The following is a 22,453-nucleotide window of genomic DNA, read 5'->3' on the forward strand; positions in this document are numbered from 1 at the left end:
ATAGCTAAATTCGAAATTTTTCAGATATTAGGTTGGAATGCTTACTTTTTACACGACAAACCCTATTCTTGCTCATTAATGCAGCTAACACCTTCATTTTTAATCGGTATCAGCTGCACTCAACGAAAGATTAACTTGATTAGCTCGCCGATTTTACCGCATCTGCAATTAAATTGGCGTGCGCTAACACTGTATTGTGATCATCGCCTTCAACCATCACACGAATTAACGGTTCAGTACCGGATTTACGTAGCAATACGCGACCTCGGGCACCTAGTTGTGACTCAACCTGAGCCTGAGCAGCTTTAACTTTATCTGAACTTAATGGGTCGTGTTCGCCCTCAAAACGCACATTCACTAACACCTGTGGCAGCATTTCCATCGGGGCTGTGAGCTGCTCAAGTGTGGCATTTTGTCGACGCATTGCCGCAAGCACTAAGATACCCGCCACGATACCATCACCCGTCGTACCATGGTCAAGGTTAAGGATATGACCCGAGTTTTCACCGCCGATGCGCCAATCGAGTTCTTTCAATAACTCCATCACATAACGGTCACCCACTTTAGAGCGGGCAAAGGGAATATCTAAGGCTTGCAAGGCTAAATCGAGGCCTAGGTTAGACATTAACGTCCCAACCACACCTCCGCGTAACACACCACGAGCCTTGGCATCACAGGCAAGGATATAAAGAATTTGATCGCCATCGATCACCTCACCTTTGCTATTGACCATCATAATTCGGTCACCATCGCCATCGAGCGCAATCCCTAAATCGGCACTTTCGGCCAAAACAGTTTCACAAATCTTTGCCATGGACGTTGCGCCAACTTTGTCATTGATATTGACTCCGTTTGGTTTATCACCAATGGCAATCACTTCGGCGCCTAACTCGCGAAATACCGCTGGTGCGATGTGATAAGTTGCACCATGGGCACAATCGACGACAATTTTTAACCCTGTTAATGTGTGATCTGCAGGGAAATTACCTTTGCAGTATTCGATGTAACGGCCGCGTGCATCTTCAATTCGTGACACTTTGCCCAACAGATGTGATTCAACACACTCTAAGGGCTTTTCTAATTCGGCTTCGATTTCAAGCTCAAGATTATCATCAAGCTTACTGCCATCAGTTGAGAAAAACTTAATGCCGTTATCATAGTAAGGGTTGTGGGAAGCACTAATTACCACACCTGCTTCGGCGCGAAAAGTACGAGTCAAATAAGCCACCGCCGGCGTTGGCATGGGCCCCATCAGCATCACATTCAAACCTGCTGCCGAAAGGCCTGCTTCTAAGGCAGACTCAAACATATACCCCGAGATACGGGTATCTTTACCAATAATTACTTTCTTGGTGCCGCTACGGGATAACACCCGTCCAGCAGCCCAACCCAACTTTAATGCCAGCTCGGGTGTCATCTGGCCTGAACCTACCTTGCCACGAATACCATCGGTTCCAAAAAATTTACGTTCGCTCATATCGCCCCACAAACTTCAATGTGTCCCTTCGATTGGGATCATAATATTAATGAAATACTTAACAAAAATAGCCTCTATAGATATGCCTGTGTCGCTTGTAACACTTTCAGCATATCGACAGTTTCAGGGACATCATGGACACGAATAATATGTGCCCCTTTCTGGGCCGCTATCATGGCGCCAGCAAGGCTCCCAGCTAAGCGCTCAGAGGTCGGCCTAGCAAGGAGGTTTCCTATCATGCTCTTACGGGATAAACCTATCAATATTGGCAGTTCAAACTGCGCAAAACGCTCTAACTTTGCTAGCAGTTCATAGTTATGTTCTAAGGTTTTACCAAAGCCAAAACCTGGGTCGATTAACAACCGTTCCCGCGGGATCCCAGCCTCCAAACAGGCTTGAATACGCTCATTGAGGAATTTAAAGACATCGGCAACAACGTCGTGATATTCGGGCGCCGATTGCATAGTACGCGGCGCGCCCTGCATGTGCATCAAACAAATGGGCACATTCAACTGCGCCGCAGTCTTTAGTGCCCCAGGCTCCAATAACGCCCGAACATCGTTGATCAAGTGCGCGCCAGCATTTACCGCCTGTCGCATCACATCTGGTTTACTGGTATCCACCGAAATCCACACATCATGGTGTTTCGCGACATATTCTACCAGAGGGATCACCCGTGCGAGTTCATCCTCAACACTCACATCGGCCGCCCCAGGCCTTGTCGACTCGCCACCGATATCGATGATGAGCGCTCCTTGAGCAACCATTTCATTGGCATGCTGGCACGCCAGTTCAAAAGAAGAAAACTTTCCACCGTCGGAAAAGGAATCGGGAGTAACATTCAGAATGCCCATGACTACGGGCGAAGCTAAGGATAAGCGTTTGGTTCCAGCAATTAATTCAAACACGCATTGACTCCATTTGGGACAGCTTGCTAGCGCGTTTCATCCGTATTCTGCGCAGTTCACTCATGTGACTGATTTATATTGAATGACAGCGCAGTCAATTTTCTAGCAAGATAAAACAAGAAAACCCCTTAACGGGGTTCTCTTTCAATTAACAAACGTTATTTAGCGGGTGACTCATCGGCATCTTTCAGCTCTGACTCAACAGGCGCTGACTTAACCACTTCGTCGACTTTAACCGCAGGTTCACCTTTGCCATTGCCTTTGTCATTTGAACCATTGTCATCTGCTTGCCAATCAGCAGGCTGACGCACTTCACGACGGTTCATCAAATCGTCAATTTGCAGTGAATCAATGGTTTCATACTTCATCAGCGCGTCTTTCATCGAATGCAGAATATCAATGTTATCCAGCAGAATTTGCTTGGCACGGCCGTAGTTTTTGTCGATAAAGGCCTTCACTTCAGCATCGATAAGCGTCGCAGTCTCATCGGACATCGCCTTGGCTTTACCCATGCTACGCCCTAAGAATACTTCACCTTCTTCCTCGGCATAGAGTAATGGACCAAGCTTGTCGGAGAAGCCCCATTGGGTCACCATATTACGGGCAATCGATGTCGCGTATTTAATGTCTTGCGAAGCGCCTGTAGACACTTTTTCGCTACCGTAGATCAACTCTTCGGCTAAACGACCACCGTAGGCAACCGAAATCTGGCTTTCTAACTTACGACGGCTTTGGCTAATCGCATCGGCCTCAGGTAAGAAGAAGGTCACGCCGAGTGCACGACCACGTGGAATAATGGTGACCTTGTGCACAGGGTCATGCTCTGGCACTAAACAGCCCACAATCGCGTGGCCCGCTTCGTGGTATGCCGTCATTTCTTTTTCGGCTTCCGACATCACCATAGAGCGGCGCTCAGCACCCATCATGATCTTGTCTTTTGCACGCTCGAATTCTTCCATACCGACCACACGGCGGTTACCGCGCGCCGCAAACAGTGCAGCCTCGTTAACTAAGTTGGCTAAATCGGCACCGGAGAAACCTGGCGTACCACGGGCAATCACGCTCGCTTTAACATCTTCAGAAAGTGGCACTTTACGCATATGCACTTTAAGAATTTGCTCACGACCGCGAACATCTGGCAAGCCAACAACAACTTGACGGTCGAAACGACCTGGACGCAGCAGCGCAGAGTCCAATACGTCAGGGCGGTTGGTCGCCGCAATCACGATAATCCCTTCGTTACCTTCGAAGCCGTCCATCTCAACCAGCATTTGGTTAAGGGTTTGCTCACGCTCATCATGACCACCACCTAAGCCTGCGCCACGTTGGCGACCTACGGCATCGATTTCGTCGATGAAGATGATACAAGGGGCTGATTTCTTCGCTTGTTCGAACATGTCACGCACACGAGATGCACCGACACCGACGAACATTTCTACGAAGTCAGAACCTGAAATGGTAAAGAAAGGCACCTTTGACTCACCCGCAATCGCTTTAGCAAGTAAGGTTTTACCTGTACCTGGTGGGCCAACCATGAGCACTCCCGTTGGAATACGGCCACCCAGTTTTTGGAATTTGGTTGGATCACGCAGGTAATCGACCAGCTCTTTCACTTCTTCTTTGGCTTCATCACAGCCAGCAACGTCAGCAAAAGTGGTCTTGATTTGGTCTTCGCTCATCAGCTTGGCTTTGCTCTTGCCAAAGGACATAGCGCCTTTGCCACCGCCGCCCTGCATCTGGCGCATAAAGAAAATCCATACCCCAATCAGCAGCAACATCGGGAACCAAGAAATAAAAATCTGGGTTAAGAACCCCGATTCTTCGGCTTCTTGGCCTTTCATGGTGATGCCTTTACGGTCAAGATCATTAATTAAATCTTGGTCATACAGTGGCATGATGGTCGTGAATTTTTCGCCAGTACGCTTAGAACCTTCGATAGTACGTTGGTCACTTTTCACTTCAACGCTGGCGACTTGTCCATCACGAACATTGTCTAGGAAAGTAGAATAATCCATCTTCTGCGATGACGAAGAAGAGGGGGAGTAACCCTGAAACACTGACATCAGCACAACGGCGATGACAACCCAGAGTATTAGATTTTTTGCCATGTCACTCAAATTACTAGACCTCATAAAGTCTTGCGATGATTAACGCTAGGGTACTACAACTTGTACCCTGTCGCCACAAGATAGACCTCACGGGAGCGTGCCCGCGACGAGTCCGGTTTACGTGTTTTTACGACTTTGAATGCCTCTTTAACCGCCTTCATATATTCGTCAAACCCCTCCCCCTGAAAGACTTTGACAGCAAAACTGCCGTTAGGTGCCAAAACTTGATGACACATATCTAACGCCAACTCGACTAAATACATGGCGCGCGGCTGATCGACACCATCTGAACCACTCATGTTGGGCGCCATATCAGACAATACAACGTCAACCTTATCTGCACCGACTCGAGTTAGCAATGCTTCGAGCACTTTCTCTTCACGAAAGTCCCCTTGCAAGAAATCCACGCCGACGATGGGATCCATAGGTAAAATATCACAGGCGATGACTTTACCTTTGTCTCCAGCTAGCTTAACAGCAACCTGTGACCAACCACCAGGAGCGGCCCCTAAGTCAACAACCGTCATACCTGGGCGGATCAATTGATCCTTTTGCTGAAGCTCTTCAAGCTTAAACGCAGCGCGAGAACGCAATCCCCGTTTCTGTGCTAGTTTGACATAATGATCATCAAAGTGTTCCAGCATCCAGCGATTGGAACTGGCCGTACGTTTTTTACCTGACATTTAAAATCCGCAACAATTGAGAGTTACACAAAGGCTATATAAGGGTAGAATAGCGGTTTTTCAACAGTAACTCAGCAAAAGTTGGTAGAAATGAACTTAACAACCAAACAAAAACAGCATTTAAAAGGTCTGGCGCATAATTTAAAGCCAGTGGTGCTGCTTGGTGCCAATGGATTGACTGAAGGTGTACTCGCTGAAATTGAAAGCGCACTCGCTTATCATGAATTGATTAAAGTGAAAGTAGCCTCTGCCGACAGAGAGCTAAAAAATGCCATCGTTGATGCCATAGTACGTGAAACTCAATCTGCAAAAGTGCAACTTATTGGTCATATTCTGGTGATTTATCGTCAATCACCAGAAATGAAAATTGCTTTGCCAAGAGCGAAATAATTTTCCAGCCTTAAACAAAACGGCCACTCAAATGAGTGGCCGTTTTGTTTTAACGTCTACGGTGTATCGCTAATGGGTTTAACTTGATAGTGCTCAGGGGCTAAGCCGAGAAACTCTGGCAAGGAGGTCCCGACTGATATCGAGGAGAACGTGCCGGTCAAAATGCCGATAAACATGGCTATCGAGAATCCTTCTAGCGGCCCACCGCCCATTATCCATAGTGCTCCAACCGTCATCAGAGTGGTCCCCGAGGTCACCATAGTGCGCGAAAATGTCGCGACAATCGCTTGGTTGTTAATCTCCTGAATCGCAAGTTTGGGTTTTGCAATCAATAACTCACGAATACGATCGGCAATAATGATTGAGTCATTCAGTGAGTAGCCAAGGATAGCCAGCACCGCCGCAAGCACAGTTAGATTAAATTCCATCTGTGTCAGCGCAAAAAACGCGAGTACAAAAATGACGTCGTGTACTAACGCAAATAACGCACCAGAGGCGAGGCGCCATTCAAAGCGGTAACTCAAATAGCCTAAGATAGCTAACATAGCGACTAATAACGCGAGCCCCCCCTGCTCTGCCAGCTCTTTACCCACCTGCGGGCCGACAATACTGGTATTTAGCACTTGCACTTCGCCCAGTGGCGCTAAGGTTTGCGCAATATCCACATTGCTTTGTGCAGTGTCGGCATAACGCAATACCCAGCGCCCAGGCTCACTCGCAGATATCACAGTCACTTCTTGCTGATAAGCTGCATTCAGTAATGGCTGCAATTCGCTAGTGGTGATTCTTTTATCAAGTTGTACTTCGGTTACCACCCCGCCAGTAAAATCTAAGCCCCAATTAAAACCCTTCACGCCGATGATAGTAAGTGAGGCCAGCATTAAAAAGATCGAGATAGCGCTCGAAATATAGCGCCATTTAGTCAGATTAATATTCTTCATTTTTATACCCTCACATGACGGCGCGCATCACGCCCATAAACAAGGTTAATCAAGGCTCTTGAAGCAAAAATACCGGTAAACATACTGGTCAGAAGACCTAAGCCTAAGGTCAAGGCAAAACCTTGGATCGGACCATTACCGATGGAATAGAGCACAACTGCGGTGATCATCGTAGTGAAGTTGGCGTCGAAAATGGTTGAAAATGCACTATCAAAACCAGTATCGATGGCAAGGGCAAAGCTTCGTCCTTCCTTTAACTTATCTTTTATCCGTTCGAATATCAGCACGTTAGTATCGACCGCCATGCCGACAGTCAATACTAGACCTGCAATACCTGGTAAGGTCAGTACTGCACCAGGAATAAGCGCTAGTAGGCCAAACAGGATCACCATATTAGAAATCAGTGCCACGTTTGCCACCCAACCGAGGCGGCGATACCAGAGCGCCATAAATAGCAGCGTAATCCCCATACCTAAACCGAGTGCGGCAAAGCCGTTTTCAATATTTTCAACACCAAGTGTTGGGCCAATAGTGCGTTCTTCAACGATTGTCACAGGCGCTGTCATTGAACCTGCACGTAGCAGCAGCGCTAATTGTTGCGCTTCTTGATAGGTCCCTGCACCAGTGATACGGAAACGATCACCTAGTTGGGATTGAATGGTCGCGACGCTAATGATCTGTTGTGTTTGCTTAGCTTTGCCCTGCTCATCCCGGCTATATTCGCTATAGGATGTTGCCATCGGCTTACCGATATTGGCGCGGGAAAACTCCGACATCTTCTGCCCGCCAATACGGTCGAGGTGAATGTTCACTTCGGCCATGCCCATTTCACCAATATTGGCACGGGCATCGACAATATGATCGCCACCTAATACGGGCGTGCGTGCCACATAAACGGGATTACCAGATTTATCCTTCAGCACCTGCGCGTTCACTGAACCCGATTCTTTAACCTCAAAAAAGGCGAGGCTTGCGGTCGCGCCTATTACGTTTTTAGCGGCTGCTGGGTCTTGTACACCAGGCAGCTCGATGCGGATACGGTGTTCACCCTGACGCTGCACTAGAGCCTCAGTGATCCCCAACTCTTCAATACGGCTACGCATGATTTGTAGGTTTTGCTGCACCGTTAAATTACGTAACTTAATTTGCTCATCTTGAGCAAGCTTTACCACTAAGCCATTATCCCCATTGGTTAATTGCCATGTTGGATAGCTTTGCTGGATAAACTGACGTATGGCAGCACGGGCGTTATTGTCTGATGCTGAAGCATCCGTTAATGCAATCGCTATTTGTAATCCGGCATCATCGCGCGTGTTGTCAATACGCACACTGGCGCCACGGATTTGCTGTTCGCGTAAAAATTGTCTTAAGGATTCGACTAGGGCATCTGCTTGGGCTTGGTAGACAGGTTGCACATCCACATCCAGCAAAAATTGCACCCCGCCGCGTAAATCGAGCCCGAGCTTAATCGGTTCAAACCCCATATTTTGCAGCCAACTCGGCGCAGCACTCACCAATGCCAGCGTGAGTTCTTTCGGCTGAGTCACCATAGATGACACTAAGGTCTTCACCAAGGTTTGCTCGCTGTCATCATTGAGCACGATAAGGGTTTGCCCGTCTTCTGAACTATTGGCGTTGCCATGTTGGGCATGCTTAACTTCGATACGCTTCACCTCAACGCCCTGCGCTTTTAATTTATCCCGCAGTTCAATAGGGGTTAAGTTAAGCCCCGCTTTAGCGCCCACTTGCACGGCGGCGTCTTCACCATACCAAGTCGGTAAAGCGCTAAATAACATCACAATAATCGTGACGATTAGCACAACGTATTTCCAAGCTGAATAATGATTTAGCAGCTTTTTACTCTGAATTTTATCCATAGATATCACTCGCATAGTTTTGCACGCTCGGATAGTAATCAGTGGCGTATTAACGCCTTCAAACATGAACGAACAATCACTGTATGTACGGTGAAACCTGTAAACACGAATTCAACAAAGAGTACGCTAAACGCAGCAAACTCAGTGGTGATAACCGATTCAAATCCGTCTAAACCGAATGCGTTTAATCCAGTGCAATTCAGTCGTATCTGCGGCAGTCATTCCGCAGGCTTTGACGCTAGGTTATCAGGTACAGGTTTCGGATGACAAAATGCAAAGTTAATCAAAGGCATCCTTAACGACCTATGGTTCAGATAACAAACTCAAACGGTATTATCGTTATGGATAAGCCTTGCTAACTTGCTACAAGGAGCGGTGAATTAAGCGGCTTGCTGACTAAAGCGATATTGGAGGTTGGAGACTTTCCAGCCGGAGATCCGCGCGGGTGAAGATTCGGCTAAGAGGGTCCAATCCGGGCGAGCATCGAGGCGAATATTTTCCCCTAATGCGGGCGCAGGATCGGGTTCGAACTCAAAGGCCAACAGGTAAACAGGCTTCACCTCACGCATATCATGCTGAACAAGATTGATAAAGCGCTGGGAGTTAACCGGGGCAAAATTAAAATCGTCAGAATGACTAACGAATTCAGGCTCGGAACAATCGGAGGCTTGCACCTTATCAGAGGCAATGCAAACCGCTTGACTCTCGTCCGCAGTCGATTGTTCAGTTGAATGGCGCGATGTCGTATTTTCTTGCGCTGTGATTGACGGCGTATCCGCAGTCAGCACAGTTGTCACTACTGTTTTAGGCGCAAAATGCTGAGCGATTAAGCTGCGCGGCGCATAGCCACTCGTATGGGCGATCAAAATGATCGACACACAGAGTAACATTATTCCTTGGCGCCAAAACTTAATCAAACTCAGATCCTAAAAGGTGCACGCAGCAATTTACGCGAAAAATGTTTACAGGAAAAACAACGCTTTCTTGAATAGCTTTATTAAAAACATAGAAAGTTCCAAACATGCAGCTTAAGTAACTGCCAACTCAGAGGCAAATTAAACTTTATCCATCTTGCTAAGTTTGCACTGCAAAGAGACTTATTGCGCAACGTGTTAAGTATCAAAAAGACATAAAAAAGCCGCTAAAAGCGGCTTTCAATGGTAAATAACCTGATGATGTAAAGGCTTAGATATATTGCACCGAAATAATTTCGTAGTCGGTCAAACCACCGGGGGTCGTGATAGACACTTCATCCCCTTCATTTTTACCCACTAATCCTCGGGCGATCGGAGAGTTGACTGAAATCAGGTTTTCTTTGATGTTGGCTTCATCGTCACCTACGATTCGGTAGGTAACTTCAGCATCGGTATCGAGATTTAAGATAGTCACAGTCGCGCCAAAAATAATACGACCGTTGTTCACCATCTTAGTCACATCGATGATCTGCGCGTTAGAAAGTTTGCCTTCAATATCACGGATACGCGCTTCACAAATACCTTGCTCTTCACGGGCTGCGTGGTATTCAGCGTTTTCCTTCAGATCGCCTAATTCTCTCGCTGAGGCAATCGCTTCAGTGATTTTAGGGCGACGTTCAAACTTGAGCATATCTAACTCTTTACGCAGCTGTTCTGCACCGACAACTGTCATAGGAACCTTAGTCATAACTTCTTTCGTCTCCTTTAAACAAAAGCAACCCGTGCCGACGCTAAGGTCAACACAGTAAAATCAGGGTGGAATTGCGCTATTCTAATCGTTATGCGCGTGGGATGCATCAAGAACTGTGCACCTTTGCAGCTTACTGAAGCTAGCGCCCAGATGCTAGTAGTAAAGAATGATAGTGCGATCTTAATTACGGCAAGAGCTAAAAACAAAAATGCCCACAAACTAAGTTTGTGGGCATTAATCACTTTAGTAATAAAGTTTTAGCTTATTCAAGCCCTGCTTCGAAGGTCAAAAAGATTTCGCTTACCGTCTTATCGGCAAGGGATTTATCTGGGCTTGGACGTTCGATAGAGGCATGTAATAAATAACGGCCAGCGGCAGGTAACGTCATCGCCACTTTACCTTCTTTATCAGAGGTTAAGCTAATTTCCTCTGGCTTGTTACGGTATAGGCTACCGTCCTTCATAATGGCTACGCTGACGCCTTCAACGGGCTTTCCATCATAAACAAATTGCAGTGTTGCAGGTTCATTCTCAACAATATCAGCAGGATGCGTGATAGGTACTAATTCTAAGTATTCACCTTTAGGTGCCAGTACCTTATCGGTTGGTTTATTGCGAGTCACATAGGTTTCAACCCTAGCAACGGTTAATGAGCCTTTAAGATCATAGGCATCCTTTGGCATGACAGCTGCGGTCGCTTTTTTATCAAGACGACTACGCACTACCTCTTCTTTTCCTTTGACTTTGTAAACCGAAAAATACCGAGGCGTAACTTCTTTCTCGAACTTATAGGTGCCGTCTTGTAATAGCTGCACATCGAAAACCGATTTACGGCCGCCAGTGTAGCTCGAACTTGGTGAACTCGCCTTGCCATCGGGTAAATACACTTTCACATCGCTAGCCGTAACAGGCTTATCAACCATAAACACTTGGTTACTAGCGGAAACATCAGAAGTAATCCAAACTGCCTCATTACTTTCTGCCGACACATTGTAGTGGCTAGGTAGAATCCAGCGGTCATGGCTGCTGGCAAATGGGCTGATGCACAGTGCGCTAACTAAGGCAACAAAACGTAATTTCATCTTCATATCCTTTTCGTTAAATACTAGGCTTAGCGAGTCATGCCGCTTAAGCGAATATCAATAACGCCTGTTTCAGTGGTGGCGGGTAATTGGGCGGTAAAATCCCCCGCCGATAAATCAAAGTTTTGTCTGACCAAATCACGGCCACCATGCTCACGCACCACTTCGATAAACACCGTGTAGGAGGCAGGAACAAGAGGTTTACCTGCATCATCTTTTAAGTCCCAATCAATTTTGTAGTGGCCAGCAGGACGTGTTGCTGAGGCGATACCATCGACAAAGCTCATATCCTCACGTCCGGCTTTACGCCACCAACGACGAATATCCTTGAGCCATTTATGGCCTTCATCCCATACCCATAGGCTTATGGTTTTAACGGTTTGGCCCTTGGCATCCTCAACCCATACAGCCACATAGGGTCTGTGATACTGGCCCTCGGTAATTTCTGGCAAGGTTAAATCCACGGTCATTTTCGGTGCGGCCAATACCGCAGAACTCACAAACAACGCACCGATAGCGGTGGTGCGAATAAGATGACGCATCATCAATCGGCTCTCCCTATGGAACAAAATAAACATAAACAAGTGCGCAGCCAGAGCTGACGATCACCATATAAAACAACGATTTTTTTAATCTCTTGGTTTGAGGTAACAGTAAATAAGCACCCGTGAGTGAGAACAAAATAATCAACAGCGCACAAAGATCGAGTACCCAAGCCCAGACACTTCCAGTATTACGGCCCTTGTGCAGATCATTTAGCACTGCGACAACGCCATAATCTAAGGTCTCGACATAGGCTTTGCCGTCGAGCAGATCGAGGGTGACTGTGCGATAGGTACCAGGCCCCTTACTCACTAGGCTGATTTCATCCTCATCGATATCGGCAGTGGTAATATCCATATCCCATTGACTTTTAAGCCAATGCCCAGCAGCTAAACGCCACTCGGGCTCCTGCGACGCAGCGGGAATTAAATAACTGGGAATATCAAACTGCTCGCGCAGTGGCTCTTGATCCGCAGACGAAAACCAATTGGGGTGATTTAAGGTGATCCCCGTAATCGCGAAAAATAGCATTAACAAAAGCAACGCCATTGAGACGTAGACATGGATAATGCGTGCGTAGGAAAGAGATGATTTACTGACTTTAAATTTCAACGACTGACTCTCAAAAAAGGTATTTCAGGGATTGCTGCCTAAAATCGCCAAAACACAGCAGAACTTAGTGCCTGTATGAAATAAAATTAATGGCCTGATAGTAAATGATATTTATTATCAAAAAGCACCAAGTTTACAATCTTTACACACTCAATACGGTAGCGTTAGATAAAAGCAGAGCTGGTATAACTTGAAGGGAGACAAACTCTCGAATAAAGAGACTTTGCAACATTTAGAGAATTAAAATTAATTCATATAGATAAAAAGCAACATTTGGACTTAAAATCACACTTAAAATTTACCCTCTTCCCCCTCTCGTTTACAGAATCACAATCGGCTACAATCCGCCGCCGGCGACTTGCTGGTACTTCCAAAGGAAATATCATCTTGGGTACAACTCTGCTCAAAAAAATGCGTTGCCTTAACATTATTTGGCTCGCATTAATGCTAAACGCCTGTGTTGCTCCACTGCTGTTAATGTCGCCTCAAGGCCAACTGATGTGGGCACTGCTAAAACCCCTCGTAGGATTAAATCCTAATGATGTCGGGCTATTCGAACAGCCTCTCATTAAAGATCGTATGAAGTCGCTACTCGGTGATAACTATGAGACCACAGTATCTCTGTTAAAAACTGCCGACAAAATTCAACAGGAAGGCCCCTTATTTTATATGGTGTCGACTTATACTCCCGTGCCTGAAATGGCCGAAAAAGCCGGATTTGTATGGAATTCGGAAACCAACCAAATGGCAGTGATGTTATTAACGGGTGGCTCGCCAAAAATTATCTCTGAGCAGTTTACCAATCAAGCAGAGAAACTCGTTCCAAGCTGGCCAAAAGAACTGGCTGACTATACGGATCCGCAAAAACTGCAGCAAAAGGCCATAGAAGCTGGCACGGAAAAACTGCAAGAACAAATCCCAGCAGCTGCGCCCCTAAAAGCGGTTGCCACAGGCGATGTAAAAGCTACACAGGAAACGGTGCTTGAAAAAGCGGTGAACGAAGTCGCAGCTCCCACAGCAGTTAAAGAAGTAAAACCCGTACAATAACCACTACTCAACGCTCGGCGAGCTTTTTAGTCGCATCTCACTTTTATCGGTGTTAGCCACAGTGTTTATTGAACACTGTGGCTTTTTTTATCTCTATAAACACCAATCTAAGCCAATTAAGCGCATCTTAGCCATTAGTCATTCTCATATCGCCAAAACACTCAGCAATGCCATAACACACTAACAATGGAGAAGTAGATTGAAAACTAGCGAAGTAACCAGAGGATGATTCGACAAGCATATACAAACGACAGAAAGCAAAAAGCCCGTCAAAGGACGGGCTTTTTAACTATGGCTGGGGTACTAGGATTCGAACCTAGGTATGCCGGGATCAAAACCCGGTGCCTTACCGCTTGGCGATACCCCAATTAACTTGTTTTAACCGTAAAGGTTGCATTTTGATGGTACGGGAAGAGAGACTTGAACTCTCACACCTCGCGGCACCAGAACCTAAATCTGGCGTGTCTACCAATTTCACCATTCCCGCATCAAAATGTACCAGATTCACTCATACAAGCATCTGTGGATTTTTACCAGATAAACCAATTGATTTACTTGGATTTAAATATGGTAGCAATGGCGGGACTTGAACCTGCGACCCCAGCATTATGAGTGCTGTGCTCTAACCAGCTGAGCTACATTGCCATGGCTGGGGTACTAGGATTCGAACCTAGGTATGCCGGGATCAAAACCCGGTGCCTTACCGCTTGGCGATACCCCAAAAACTGAGAAACATGAAATGATGGCTGGGGTACTAGGATTCGAACCTAGGTATGCCGGGATCAAAACCCGGTGCCTTACCGCTTGGCGATACCCCAACTAAAACTTGTTTCATCACCCGCTAACGCAGATGTTTAAAATAATGGTACGGGAAGAGAGACTTGAACTCTCACACCTTGCGGCACCAGAACCTAAATCTGGCGTGTCTACCAATTTCACCATTCCCGCACAGTTTCAATTTTACATCCTGAAGTGATGCTAGCAAAAACTAGTATAACGAAATGGTAGCAATGGCGGGACTTGAACCTGCGACCCCAGCATTATGAGTGCTGTGCTCTAACCAGCTGAGCTACATTGCCACTTCGTTATTGCGCGCCCCTCGTAGCGAGGAACGGGGCGTATTATGCTTATTCGAGGTATCGAGGTCAACAGCTTTTTTTCGCTATTTTCCTTGATACAAACCGTTCGGCTATTACTTCACCAAACTGAGCAACAGATACACTAAATCAGCCTCTGTTGCCCGTATTTTGCCTAACTTTCTACAGCTTAGCCCAATAATGGCTAACTTATACGTTAAACAGGAAGTGCATCACATCGCCATCTTGAACGATATAAGTCTTGCCTTCTACACGTAATTTACCCGCTTCTTTGGCGCCCGCTTCACCTTTATAGGCAATAAAGTCGTCAAATGCCACCACTTGTGCACGAATAAACCCACGTTCGAAGTCGGTATGGATAACGCCCGCCGCCTGTGGTGCAGTCGCGCCTACAGAAACCGTCCAAGCACGCACTTCTTTTACGCCAGCAGTGAAGTAAGTTTGCAGGTTTAATAACTGATAACCCGCACGGATTACGCGATCCAACCCAGGCTCTTCTAACCCAAGGTCTGCCATAAACTCATCGCGTTCTTCAACATCCATTTCAGCCAATTCTGATTCAATTGCAGCGCACACTGAAACCACAATGGCGTTTTCTTTTTCAGCAATGGCACGCACTGCATCTAAGTGTGGGTTATTGTCGAAACCATCTTCAGCCACGTTGGCAATGTACATGGTTGGCTTTAAGGTTAAGAAATTTAAGTAAGCAACGGCTTCTAATTCTTCCTTAGAAAGATCCATCGAGCGCAGCATTTTGGCTTCATCGAGCACTGGACGCATTTTCTCAAGGACTTCAACCTCAAACTTAGCGTCTTTATCGCCACCCTTAGCACGTTTTTGCTGACGAATAACGGCGCGCTCTAGGCTATCTAAGTCGGCAAGCGCCAACTCGGTATTGATCACTTCGATGTCGCGAGCAGGATCCACTTTGTTTGCAACGTGAACGATGTTGTCATCGTCAAAACAACGTACCACATGACCAATAGCATCAGTTTCACGGATGTTAGCAAGGAACTTGTTCCCTAAACCTTCACCTTTAGAAGCACCTGCAACTAGGCCTGCGATATCCACGAACTCCATGGTGGTTGGCAGTATACGTTGAGGATTAACAATTGCCGCCAGCGCATCTAAACGAGGATCCGGCACAGGCACTACACCAGTGTTTGGCTCAATGGTACAAAACGGGAAGTTTGCCGCTTCGATGCCAGCCTTAGTTAACGCATTAAAAAGCGTTGATTTACCTACGTTAGGAAGACCAACAATGCCGCATTTAAAACCCATATTCTTACCTTTCTCTCGATGATTGGCTGGCAAGTCACACTCACCAGCAAGTTTTAGTCGCACTGCCCCTTGGCAGCACATTGATAAATCGTCTTGACGTTTGAATAGCGACCTATAACAAAGCGCCTACCCAAACATTACTCCGCTTTAAAGGAGTGTAATCGAGTCATGGCTTTCACCATGTCCTCTTTAAATAAAATTTCAGTTGAGCGCACGGCTTCGTCTACGGCAGCATTGATCAGCTCTTGCTCTTTCGCGGGAGCCTTACCCAATACGTAGCCACTGACTTTATTTTTATCGCCGGGATGACCAATCCCAATCCGTAAACGATAGAAGTTTTTATCATTCGCTAATTTGGCAATAATGTCTTTTAAGCCGTTATGACCACCATGGCCGCCACCGAGTTTAAATTTAGCCACGCCCGGTGGCATATCCAGCTCATCGTGGGCCACCAGAATTTCTTCAGGTGTAATACGAAAGAAATTAGCTAAAGCACCTACGGCTTTACCACTTAAGTTCATATACGTAGTCGGTATGAGTAAACGCACATCTTTACCGTGTAATACGGCTCTGGCTGTCAGGCCAAAATACTTGCTATCGGCGACTAAGCTCACACCACAAATACGGGCTAATTCTTCCACATACCAAGCACCCGCATTATGGCGAGTCTGGGCATATTCAGCGCCCGGATTGGCAAGGCCTACGATTAATTTAATTTCGCTCATGACACTCACTAATGGCACTCAATACTGGGTTAATTGGTCGATGGCAAAGCACACAGGTCGACCATATTGAGCTAATAATGCCGCTTATACTCGTTAAAAACGCGGCATTTTAGCACTCAATGCGTAAGTCAACAAATGCCGAGTGAGCAAGTGCTCACAACGAGGAACTAATTGAGCCCCATCGCGTACTTAAGTACAGTTTGTTTGATGGGAGAATTGATATTGGCCAATTTTAATGCGCCATTGCGAAGTAATTTAAGCGGCAAAATATCATTACTAAAGCTAGCGTAAAACACATCCATGGTGGTCATCATCAGCTGATTATCAAGGTAACGTTTTGCTTGATATTGGCTTAACACCTCGGTTGACCACCATGGTTTATCCTCAGTTAATGCCGTCTTGATGGCTGTCAACAAAGCTCCAACATCTTTAAATCCAAGGTTAACCCCTTGACCAGCAAGCGGATTAATGGTGTGCGCTGCATCCCCTAAAATCACCACATTTGGCTTAAAATAAGCCTGAGCATGCCGGCGCATGAGCGCAAAGCTGCCCTTTGCCTCAACCGTAAAATCACTGTCTAAACGAGATGGAAAATGCTGGCGAATTTGGTCGGCCAACTGTTTATTGTTCAGTTGCATTAACTGTTTGATGCGATTGGCATCATCATACCAAACTAACGAGGCATGATTACCGGGTAAAGGTAACAAGGAACGTGGGCCGCTAGGTGTAAATTGCTGCCAAGTCACATCTTGTTGACCTTGGGCGGTTTGGATATTAATCAGCATGGCCGATTGAGCATAGTCCCAACCCGAAATCCCAATGCCCGCCCATTGGCGTACTTGAGAATTCGCACCGTCAGCGCCAACCAACAGCTTAGCCTCGAGTGAATAACCAGATTGTAAGTGCACGCTTACCGTATCAACACCACGCGCAAAGTAGGCAACGCGCTCAGGGCAAAAGAGTTGAATATTTTCCCATTGCTGCATTTGCTCCCACAGGGCGAGCTGCACTAAACGGTTTTCAACGATATGGCCTAAATGGCTAGCGCCGATTTGTGAACTATGGAATTGAGTAATACAGCCATCAAGCTCCCAAGTCTCTAAGCCGAGATAAGGCACATTACGCATCTTAAGTAAGCTGTCTAATGCGCCTAACTGCTCAAGTAAATGTTCAGAGGCAACGCTTATTGCCGAAACGCGTACATCTAATGCCTGCTCTGGAGAATAAGCCTCGGGCGTAAAGGACTCAACTACAGCAACGTTAAGTCCTTGCTGTGCAAGACCAATCGCCGTTGCCGCACCCACCATGCCGCCACCGACTAAAACCACATCAAAGGATTGCGTCTCTGATGTTATCGGTGCAGATTGCTGTGTTTGGCTCATTGTTCGGCTCATCTTAATTACCACTCATATTGTTGTTTAGACTTGTCAAATGCACCTTGTCACACCATCGCCATTCGCAACAGCTGCGCTGTAAATAATGCATAGGCTGCCACACCAACCATGTAAACGTTACCGTCAGTTACCGCAACAGGCTCGATTATGCCCTATATCATGACACCACGGAAATGTTGAACGTATTTCGACTCTAAATCCGTGAAGACATTGGCATTTGCTCCAGCAATAGCTTGTTGCCAATGGCAAATGTCGCACTAAGTCACCAAGAATAAATCACCTAAAACCCATCAATAGCGATAAACCTAGCTTCTTTGTGGGTATCATAATCCGATAGGATTAGCGAGTAAAAATGTGGACAACGCTGGTCAGCAGCCACAACTGCGGGTAAAATGTCGCGCTATTTTGACTGGGCGGTCCGTTGGTCTTTTACAAGGCAACGACGGCTCGGGACTCTTTTTACAGGGCAGCGTAGGGCAACACAACTGATGAGCAAAAAACTCCATATTAAAACTTGGGGCTGTCAAATGAATGAGTACGACTCATCTAAGATGGCGGATCTTTTAGGCGAATACCAAGGTTACACCTTAACTGAAGAAGCAGAAGAAGCAGATATTCTGCTGCTGAACACTTGTTCTATCCGTGAAAAAGCACAGGAAAAAGTGTTCCATCAGTTAGGTCGTTGGAAAACACTCAAAGATAAAAATCCTGACCTGATTATTGGTGTGGGTGGCTGTGTTGCATCTCAAGAAGGTAAAGCGATTAAAGACCGAGCTCATTGTGTTGACATCATCTTTGGACCACAGACGCTTCACCGTCTACCGGAGATGATCGAACAAGTACGCCGCGGCGATAAAGCTGTGATCGACGTGAGTTTTCCTGAGATCGAAAAATTTGACCGTCTTCCCGAACCACGCGCCGAAGGCCCAACGGCGTTTGTGTCAATTATGGAAGGTTGTAGCAAATACTGTTCATTCTGCGTGGTACCTTATACTCGTGGTGAAGAAGTCAGCCGCCCATCGGACGACATCATTCTTGAAATTGCCCAACTGGCAGAACAAGGTGTGCGCGAAGTCAATCTGCTCGGTCAAAACGTCAATGCTTACCGTGGCGCAACCCACGATGGCGGGATCTGTACCTTTGCCGAGCTATTACGCTATGTTGCCGCTATCGACGGCATCGACCGTATTCGCTTCACCACCAGTCACCCGATTGAATTTACCCAGGATATCATCGACGTTTACGAAGATACGCCTGAATTAGTGAGTTTCTTGCACTTACCCGTGCAGTCAGGTTCTGACCGCATTCTCACCGCAATGAAGCGTGGCCATATGGCGATTGAGTACAAATCTATCATCCGCCGTCTGCGTAAAGCCCGCCCTGATATCCAAATCAGCTCCGACTTTATTATTGGTTTCCCTGGCGAAACGAAAGAAGACTTCGCGGACACCATGAAGCTGATTGATGATGTAGGTTTTGACCACAGCTTTAGCTTTATCTACAGTGCGCGCCCAGGCACGCCAGCGGCAGATTTACCCGATGACGTTGATATGGAAGAGAAAAAACAACGTCTGGCCATTCTACAAGACCGCATCACTCAACAGGCCATGCGTTACAGCCGCCATATGATGGGTACAGTGCAACGCATTCTGGTTGAAGGCCCCTCGGTGAAAAACCCGATGGAACTGCGCGGTCGCACCGAAAACAACCGTGTGGTGAACTTTGAAGGCTTACCAAAACACATTGGTACCTTTGTGGATGTCGAGATTGTCGACGTTTACACTAACTCACTACGCGGTAAATTTATCCGCGGTGAAGATGAAATGGATCTGCGCCGTAACCTGCGCCCATCGGATATTCTGGCGAAGCATAAGCAAGATGATGAACTGGGCGTAACTCAATTTAAACCTTAAGGGTTTAAATCTTCGGTTCGTGCACCTATATAAAGAGGGCGACAGTGTCGCCCTCTTATTTTATGGCCATAACAACTGCCTGCTATTAGTGATTTTCCGTTAGCAATTATGATAGATGGCTCGTAAACTGAGATTATCTTCTGAATAGAGGCTGCGATAGTTGACTGACATCGCACTTAGCTTTTCACTCGGCACTTTGCTTGGTATTTGATAATTTGCTTGTTATTTGACAATAGGAGTACTGTTTGTCCAGTAAATTAACCACTATGAATCTGTATCTCGAACCCGCAGAAACCCGCCGTTTGGCTTCACTGTGCGGTCCCTTCGATGACAATATCAAACAGATTGAGCGTCGCGTTGGCGTTGAGATAGTCCGTAAGAACAACCATTTCCAAATTACCGGATTACCACGTCACTGTTTAAGTGCCAATAACTTACTTAAGCAGCTCTATATCGAAACTCAAACGGTCAAAGGCAGCACGCCGGATCTCGACCCTGAACAAGTGCATTTGGCCATTCAAGAAGCCATTGCCCTAGAGCAAGACGACAGCGGTGACGATAAAGCCTTATTTATCAAAACCCGCCGTGGCGTGATAAAACCGCGTAACCCCAACCAAAGCACCTATGTGGCCAACATTGTGCGCCATGATATAACCTTTGGTATTGGTCCTGCGGGAACGGGTAAAACCTATTTAGCCGTTGCCGCCGCGGTTGATGCACTAGAGCGTCAAGAAGTGCGCCGTATTCTGCTCACCCGCCCTGCGGTTGAAGCGGGTGAAAAACTCGGCTTCTTACCGGGCGATTTAAGCCAGAAGGTCGACCCCTATCTGCGCCCACTTTATGATGCCTTGTTTGAAATGCTCGGCTTTGAAAAGGTCGAGCGCTTAATCGAGAAAAACGTTATCGAAGTAGCGCCTTTGGCCTACATGCGCGGCCGCACCTTAAACGATGCCTTTATTATTCTCGATGAGAGCCAAAACACCACGGTTGAACAGATGAAAATGTTCTTAACCCGTATTGGCTTTAACTCACGCGCAGTCATTACTGGTGACATCACCCAAACCGACTTACCCAAACATGTTAAGTCAGGTCTGCGCCACGCCATTGAAGTATTAAGCCAAGTGGAAGAAATCAGCTTCAACTTCTTCGTGTCTCAAGACGTAGTGCGTCATCCTGTGGTTGCTCGCATTGTCGAAGCCTATGAAGCTTTTGATCGTAAAGAGCAGGCATTAAAGGCCGAAAAAGAGCGCCGCGACAATCAACAAGCGCACCCACAAACACAACAGGAAGTTATAAAGCATGAGTCTTGATTTAGCCTTAGATGTGCAATACGCCACGGCGAGTGACTATCTTCCTAGTGAAGAACAATTTGCCCTCTGGGTAAAAACCGCCATTGGTAATAGCATGGAACAGGCGGAGCTGACGATCCGCATCGTCGATGCCCGTGAAAGCCAAATGCTAAACAGCACTTACAGAGGGAAAGACAAGCCCACTAATGTGTTGTCGTTTCCCTTTGAAGCACCGCCAGAAATTGAACTTCCGCTGCTTGGAGATCTTGTCATTTGTGCCGCAGTCGTTGAAAATGAAGCGCGTGAACAAGATAAAACCCTAGAAGCCCATTGGGCACACATGGTTGTACATGGTTGCCTGCATCTGCTAGGTTATGATCACATTGAAGACGAAGAAGCCGAAGAGATGGAGTCATTAGAGACTCAACTCATTGAAAGCTTAGGTTTTACTGACCCATATAAGGAACAATAATTAACTGAGATACTCTCTATCAAGGTTAATGAGAAAACTATGAGTGACGATATCCCCCCGAGTACGAGCGCCCAAAAGAAAAGCTGGTTTGACAGAGTAAGTCAGTTATTTCAGGGCGAACCTCAAAATCGCGAAGACTTAGTTGATGTAATTGATGGCGCAGAACAGCGCGAACTGATATCAGAAGACACCCGCGAAATGATTAAAGGTGTATTGGAAGTTTCCGATATGCGTGTTCGGGACATTATGATCCCACGAGCTCAAATTGTCGCGATTCAAATCGACAATACCGTTGAAGAGTTGCTCGCAACTGTTATCGGTTCAGGCCATTCTCGCTTCCCTGTGGTTAACGAAGACAAAGACCATATCGAAGGCATTTTACTGGCTAAAGATTTGATCCCTTATGGTTTCTCAAACAGTGAAGAACCCTTTTCCCTTGAGCGCGTGATCCGCCCAGCGGTTGTTGTGCCAGAGAGTAAACGCGTCGATGTGTTACTCAAAGAATTCCGCTCCCAGCGTTACCATATGGCGATTGTCGTCGATGAATACGGTGGCGTCTCCGGTCTGGTAACTATTGAAGATATTCTCGAAGAAATCGTCGGTGAGATTGAAGATGAATTCGATCACGATAGCCCTGAAGACACCGAAATCCGTAAAGTCGGCAATACTGTCTATATGGTGAAGGCGCTTACGCCTATCGAAGATTTTAACGAAGAATTCAACACCCATTTCAGCGATGAAGAGTTTGATACCGTTGGTGGCTTGGTGTCCCATGCCTTTGGCCACTTGCCGGAGCGCAATGAGAGCATCATGATCGAAGGTATTGAATTTAAAGTTATCAACGCCGATACCCGACGTTTAATCCAACTCAGAGTAAAACTCCCCGATCCCAATATCGGTGAAGACGTAGAATAACCCTCTGCGTAAGAATAACTCTCCTTGTAAGAAGA

Annotated in this window: 20 protein-coding genes and 7 tRNA genes; 6 read left to right on the forward strand and 21 right to left on the reverse strand. The window is 46.5% G+C overall.

Going from position 1 to position 22,453, the window contains the following annotated elements; all coding sequences use genetic code 11:
• Nucleotides 1-139: 139 nt before the first annotated feature.
• The 4 genes from glmM to rlmE all read right to left on the reverse strand — a co-directional run bounded on the left by glmM (nt 140) and on the right by rlmE (nt 5,176).
• On the reverse strand, nt 140-1,477 hold the full coding sequence (gene glmM / locus KXJ80_RS18240) for a phosphoglucosamine mutase (RefSeq protein ID WP_218737209.1): 1,338 nt from the start codon (nt 1,475-1,477) through the stop codon (nt 140-142).
• 74 nt (nt 1,478-1,551) lie between these two features.
• Nucleotides 1,552-2,385: a dihydropteroate synthase gene (gene folP / locus KXJ80_RS18245; protein WP_259474484.1), complete on the reverse strand. Its 834-nt coding sequence runs from the start codon at nt 2,383-2,385 to the stop codon at nt 1,552-1,554.
• A gap of 158 nt (nt 2,386-2,543) precedes the next feature.
• Nucleotides 2,544-4,517, reverse strand: coding sequence for an ATP-dependent zinc metalloprotease FtsH (gene ftsH, locus KXJ80_RS18250; RefSeq protein ID WP_037429699.1), 1,974 nt, complete (start codon nt 4,515-4,517; stop codon nt 2,544-2,546).
• A 29-nt stretch (nt 4,518-4,546) separates the two neighbouring features.
• Nucleotides 4,547-5,176 (reverse strand): 23S rRNA (uridine(2552)-2'-O)-methyltransferase RlmE, encoded by a 630-nt coding sequence (gene rlmE / locus KXJ80_RS18255; RefSeq protein ID WP_011625490.1) that lies wholly within the window; start codon nt 5,174-5,176, stop codon nt 4,547-4,549.
• A gap of 90 nt (nt 5,177-5,266) precedes the next feature.
• Between rlmE and yhbY the strand changes: the two genes are divergently transcribed.
• Nucleotides 5,267-5,566: a ribosome assembly RNA-binding protein YhbY gene (gene yhbY, locus KXJ80_RS18260; RefSeq protein WP_011071425.1), complete on the forward strand. Its 300-nt coding sequence runs from the start codon at nt 5,267-5,269 to the stop codon at nt 5,564-5,566.
• Nucleotides 5,567-5,622: 56 nt separating this feature from the next.
• Here the strand turns inward: yhbY and secF are convergent, their stop codons facing one another.
• From secF to KXJ80_RS18295, 7 genes are all read right to left on the reverse strand, one after another.
• Nucleotides 5,623-6,507: a protein translocase subunit SecF gene (gene secF, locus KXJ80_RS18265; RefSeq protein ID WP_037415220.1), complete on the reverse strand. Its 885-nt coding sequence runs from the start codon at nt 6,505-6,507 to the stop codon at nt 5,623-5,625.
• Between the two features lie 2 nt (nt 6,508-6,509).
• Complete coding sequence (secD, locus tag KXJ80_RS18270; protein WP_218737212.1) at nt 6,510-8,384, reverse strand: protein translocase subunit SecD; 1,875 nt, start codon at nt 8,382-8,384, stop codon at nt 6,510-6,512.
• 380 nt (nt 8,385-8,764) lie between these two features.
• On the reverse strand, nt 8,765-9,274 hold the full coding sequence (locus KXJ80_RS18275; RefSeq protein WP_218737928.1) for a hypothetical protein: 510 nt from the start codon (nt 9,272-9,274) through the stop codon (nt 8,765-8,767).
• A gap of 295 nt (nt 9,275-9,569) precedes the next feature.
• Nucleotides 9,570-10,046, reverse strand: a complete 477-nt coding sequence (greA, locus tag KXJ80_RS18280; protein WP_011071421.1) for a transcription elongation factor GreA — start codon at nt 10,044-10,046, stop codon at nt 9,570-9,572.
• Nucleotides 10,047-10,311: 265 nt separating this feature from the next.
• Entirely contained in the window at nt 10,312-11,130 is an 819-nt protein-coding gene (locus tag KXJ80_RS18285; RefSeq protein ID WP_055648092.1) for a DUF4198 domain-containing protein, read from the reverse strand.
• A gap of 29 nt (nt 11,131-11,159) precedes the next feature.
• Complete coding sequence (locus KXJ80_RS18290) at nt 11,160-11,672, reverse strand: DUF2271 domain-containing protein (protein ID WP_037415282.1); 513 nt, start codon at nt 11,670-11,672, stop codon at nt 11,160-11,162.
• 16 nt (nt 11,673-11,688) lie between these two features.
• Nucleotides 11,689-12,285, reverse strand: a complete 597-nt coding sequence (locus KXJ80_RS18295; RefSeq protein ID WP_144345735.1) for a PepSY-associated TM helix domain-containing protein — start codon at nt 12,283-12,285, stop codon at nt 11,689-11,691.
• A gap of 411 nt (nt 12,286-12,696) precedes the next feature.
• Here KXJ80_RS18295 and KXJ80_RS18300 point away from each other — a divergent pair, with 411 nt between their 5' ends.
• A complete protein-coding gene (locus KXJ80_RS18300; protein ID WP_047540206.1) occupies nt 12,697-13,332 on the forward strand; it encodes a hypothetical protein in 636 nt (211 codons plus the stop codon).
• 292 nt (nt 13,333-13,624) lie between these two features.
• Here KXJ80_RS18300 and KXJ80_RS18305 read toward each other — a convergent pair.
• The 10 genes from KXJ80_RS18305 to KXJ80_RS18350 form a co-directional block, all read right to left on the reverse strand.
• Nucleotides 13,625-13,699, reverse strand: a tRNA-Gln gene (locus KXJ80_RS18305).
• A 35-nt stretch (nt 13,700-13,734) separates the two neighbouring features.
• Nucleotides 13,735-13,819, reverse strand: a tRNA-Leu gene (locus KXJ80_RS18310).
• Between the two features lie 81 nt (nt 13,820-13,900).
• Nucleotides 13,901-13,977: transfer RNA gene (locus tag KXJ80_RS18315), tRNA-Met, on the reverse strand.
• A 1-nt stretch (nt 13,978) separates the two neighbouring features.
• A tRNA-Gln gene (locus KXJ80_RS18320) sits at nt 13,979-14,053 on the reverse strand.
• A 22-nt stretch (nt 14,054-14,075) separates the two neighbouring features.
• Nucleotides 14,076-14,150, reverse strand: a tRNA-Gln gene (locus tag KXJ80_RS18325).
• Nucleotides 14,151-14,195: 45 nt separating this feature from the next.
• Nucleotides 14,196-14,280 (reverse strand) — tRNA-Leu (locus tag KXJ80_RS18330).
• A 54-nt stretch (nt 14,281-14,334) separates the two neighbouring features.
• Nucleotides 14,335-14,411: transfer RNA gene (locus KXJ80_RS18335), tRNA-Met, on the reverse strand.
• A 207-nt stretch (nt 14,412-14,618) separates the two neighbouring features.
• Entirely contained in the window at nt 14,619-15,710 is a 1,092-nt protein-coding gene (ychF, locus tag KXJ80_RS18340) for a redox-regulated ATPase YchF (RefSeq protein WP_037431408.1), read from the reverse strand.
• 137 nt (nt 15,711-15,847) lie between these two features.
• Entirely contained in the window at nt 15,848-16,435 is a 588-nt protein-coding gene (pth, locus tag KXJ80_RS18345; protein WP_037415200.1) for an aminoacyl-tRNA hydrolase, read from the reverse strand.
• Nucleotides 16,436-16,602: 167 nt separating this feature from the next.
• Entirely contained in the window at nt 16,603-17,817 is a 1,215-nt protein-coding gene (locus KXJ80_RS18350) for an FAD-dependent oxidoreductase (RefSeq protein ID WP_218737214.1), read from the reverse strand.
• A 500-nt stretch (nt 17,818-18,317) separates the two neighbouring features.
• Between KXJ80_RS18350 and miaB the strand changes: the two genes are divergently transcribed.
• From miaB to corC, 4 genes are all read left to right on the forward strand, one after another.
• Entirely contained in the window at nt 18,318-19,742 is a 1,425-nt protein-coding gene (gene miaB, locus KXJ80_RS18355; protein WP_218737215.1) for a tRNA (N6-isopentenyl adenosine(37)-C2)-methylthiotransferase MiaB, read from the forward strand.
• A gap of 245 nt (nt 19,743-19,987) precedes the next feature.
• The gene (locus KXJ80_RS18360) at nt 19,988-21,052 is read left to right on the forward strand and encodes a PhoH family protein (protein ID WP_055648089.1); all 1,065 of its coding nucleotides are present in this window, start codon (nt 19,988-19,990) and stop codon (nt 21,050-21,052) included.
• Nucleotides 21,042-21,503, forward strand: coding sequence for an rRNA maturation RNase YbeY (gene ybeY, locus KXJ80_RS18365; protein ID WP_023268295.1), 462 nt, complete (start codon nt 21,042-21,044; stop codon nt 21,501-21,503). The genes KXJ80_RS18360 and ybeY overlap by 11 nt, the downstream gene beginning before the upstream one ends.
• Nucleotides 21,504-21,542: 39 nt before the next feature.
• Nucleotides 21,543-22,418 (forward strand): CNNM family magnesium/cobalt transport protein CorC, encoded by an 876-nt coding sequence (gene corC / locus KXJ80_RS18370; RefSeq protein WP_037415189.1) that lies wholly within the window; start codon nt 21,543-21,545, stop codon nt 22,416-22,418.
• Nucleotides 22,419-22,453 lie beyond the last annotated feature (35 nt).

The organism is Shewanella xiamenensis (assembly GCF_024971755.1).
Taxonomy (GTDB): domain Bacteria; phylum Pseudomonadota; class Gammaproteobacteria; order Enterobacterales; family Shewanellaceae; genus Shewanella; species Shewanella xiamenensis.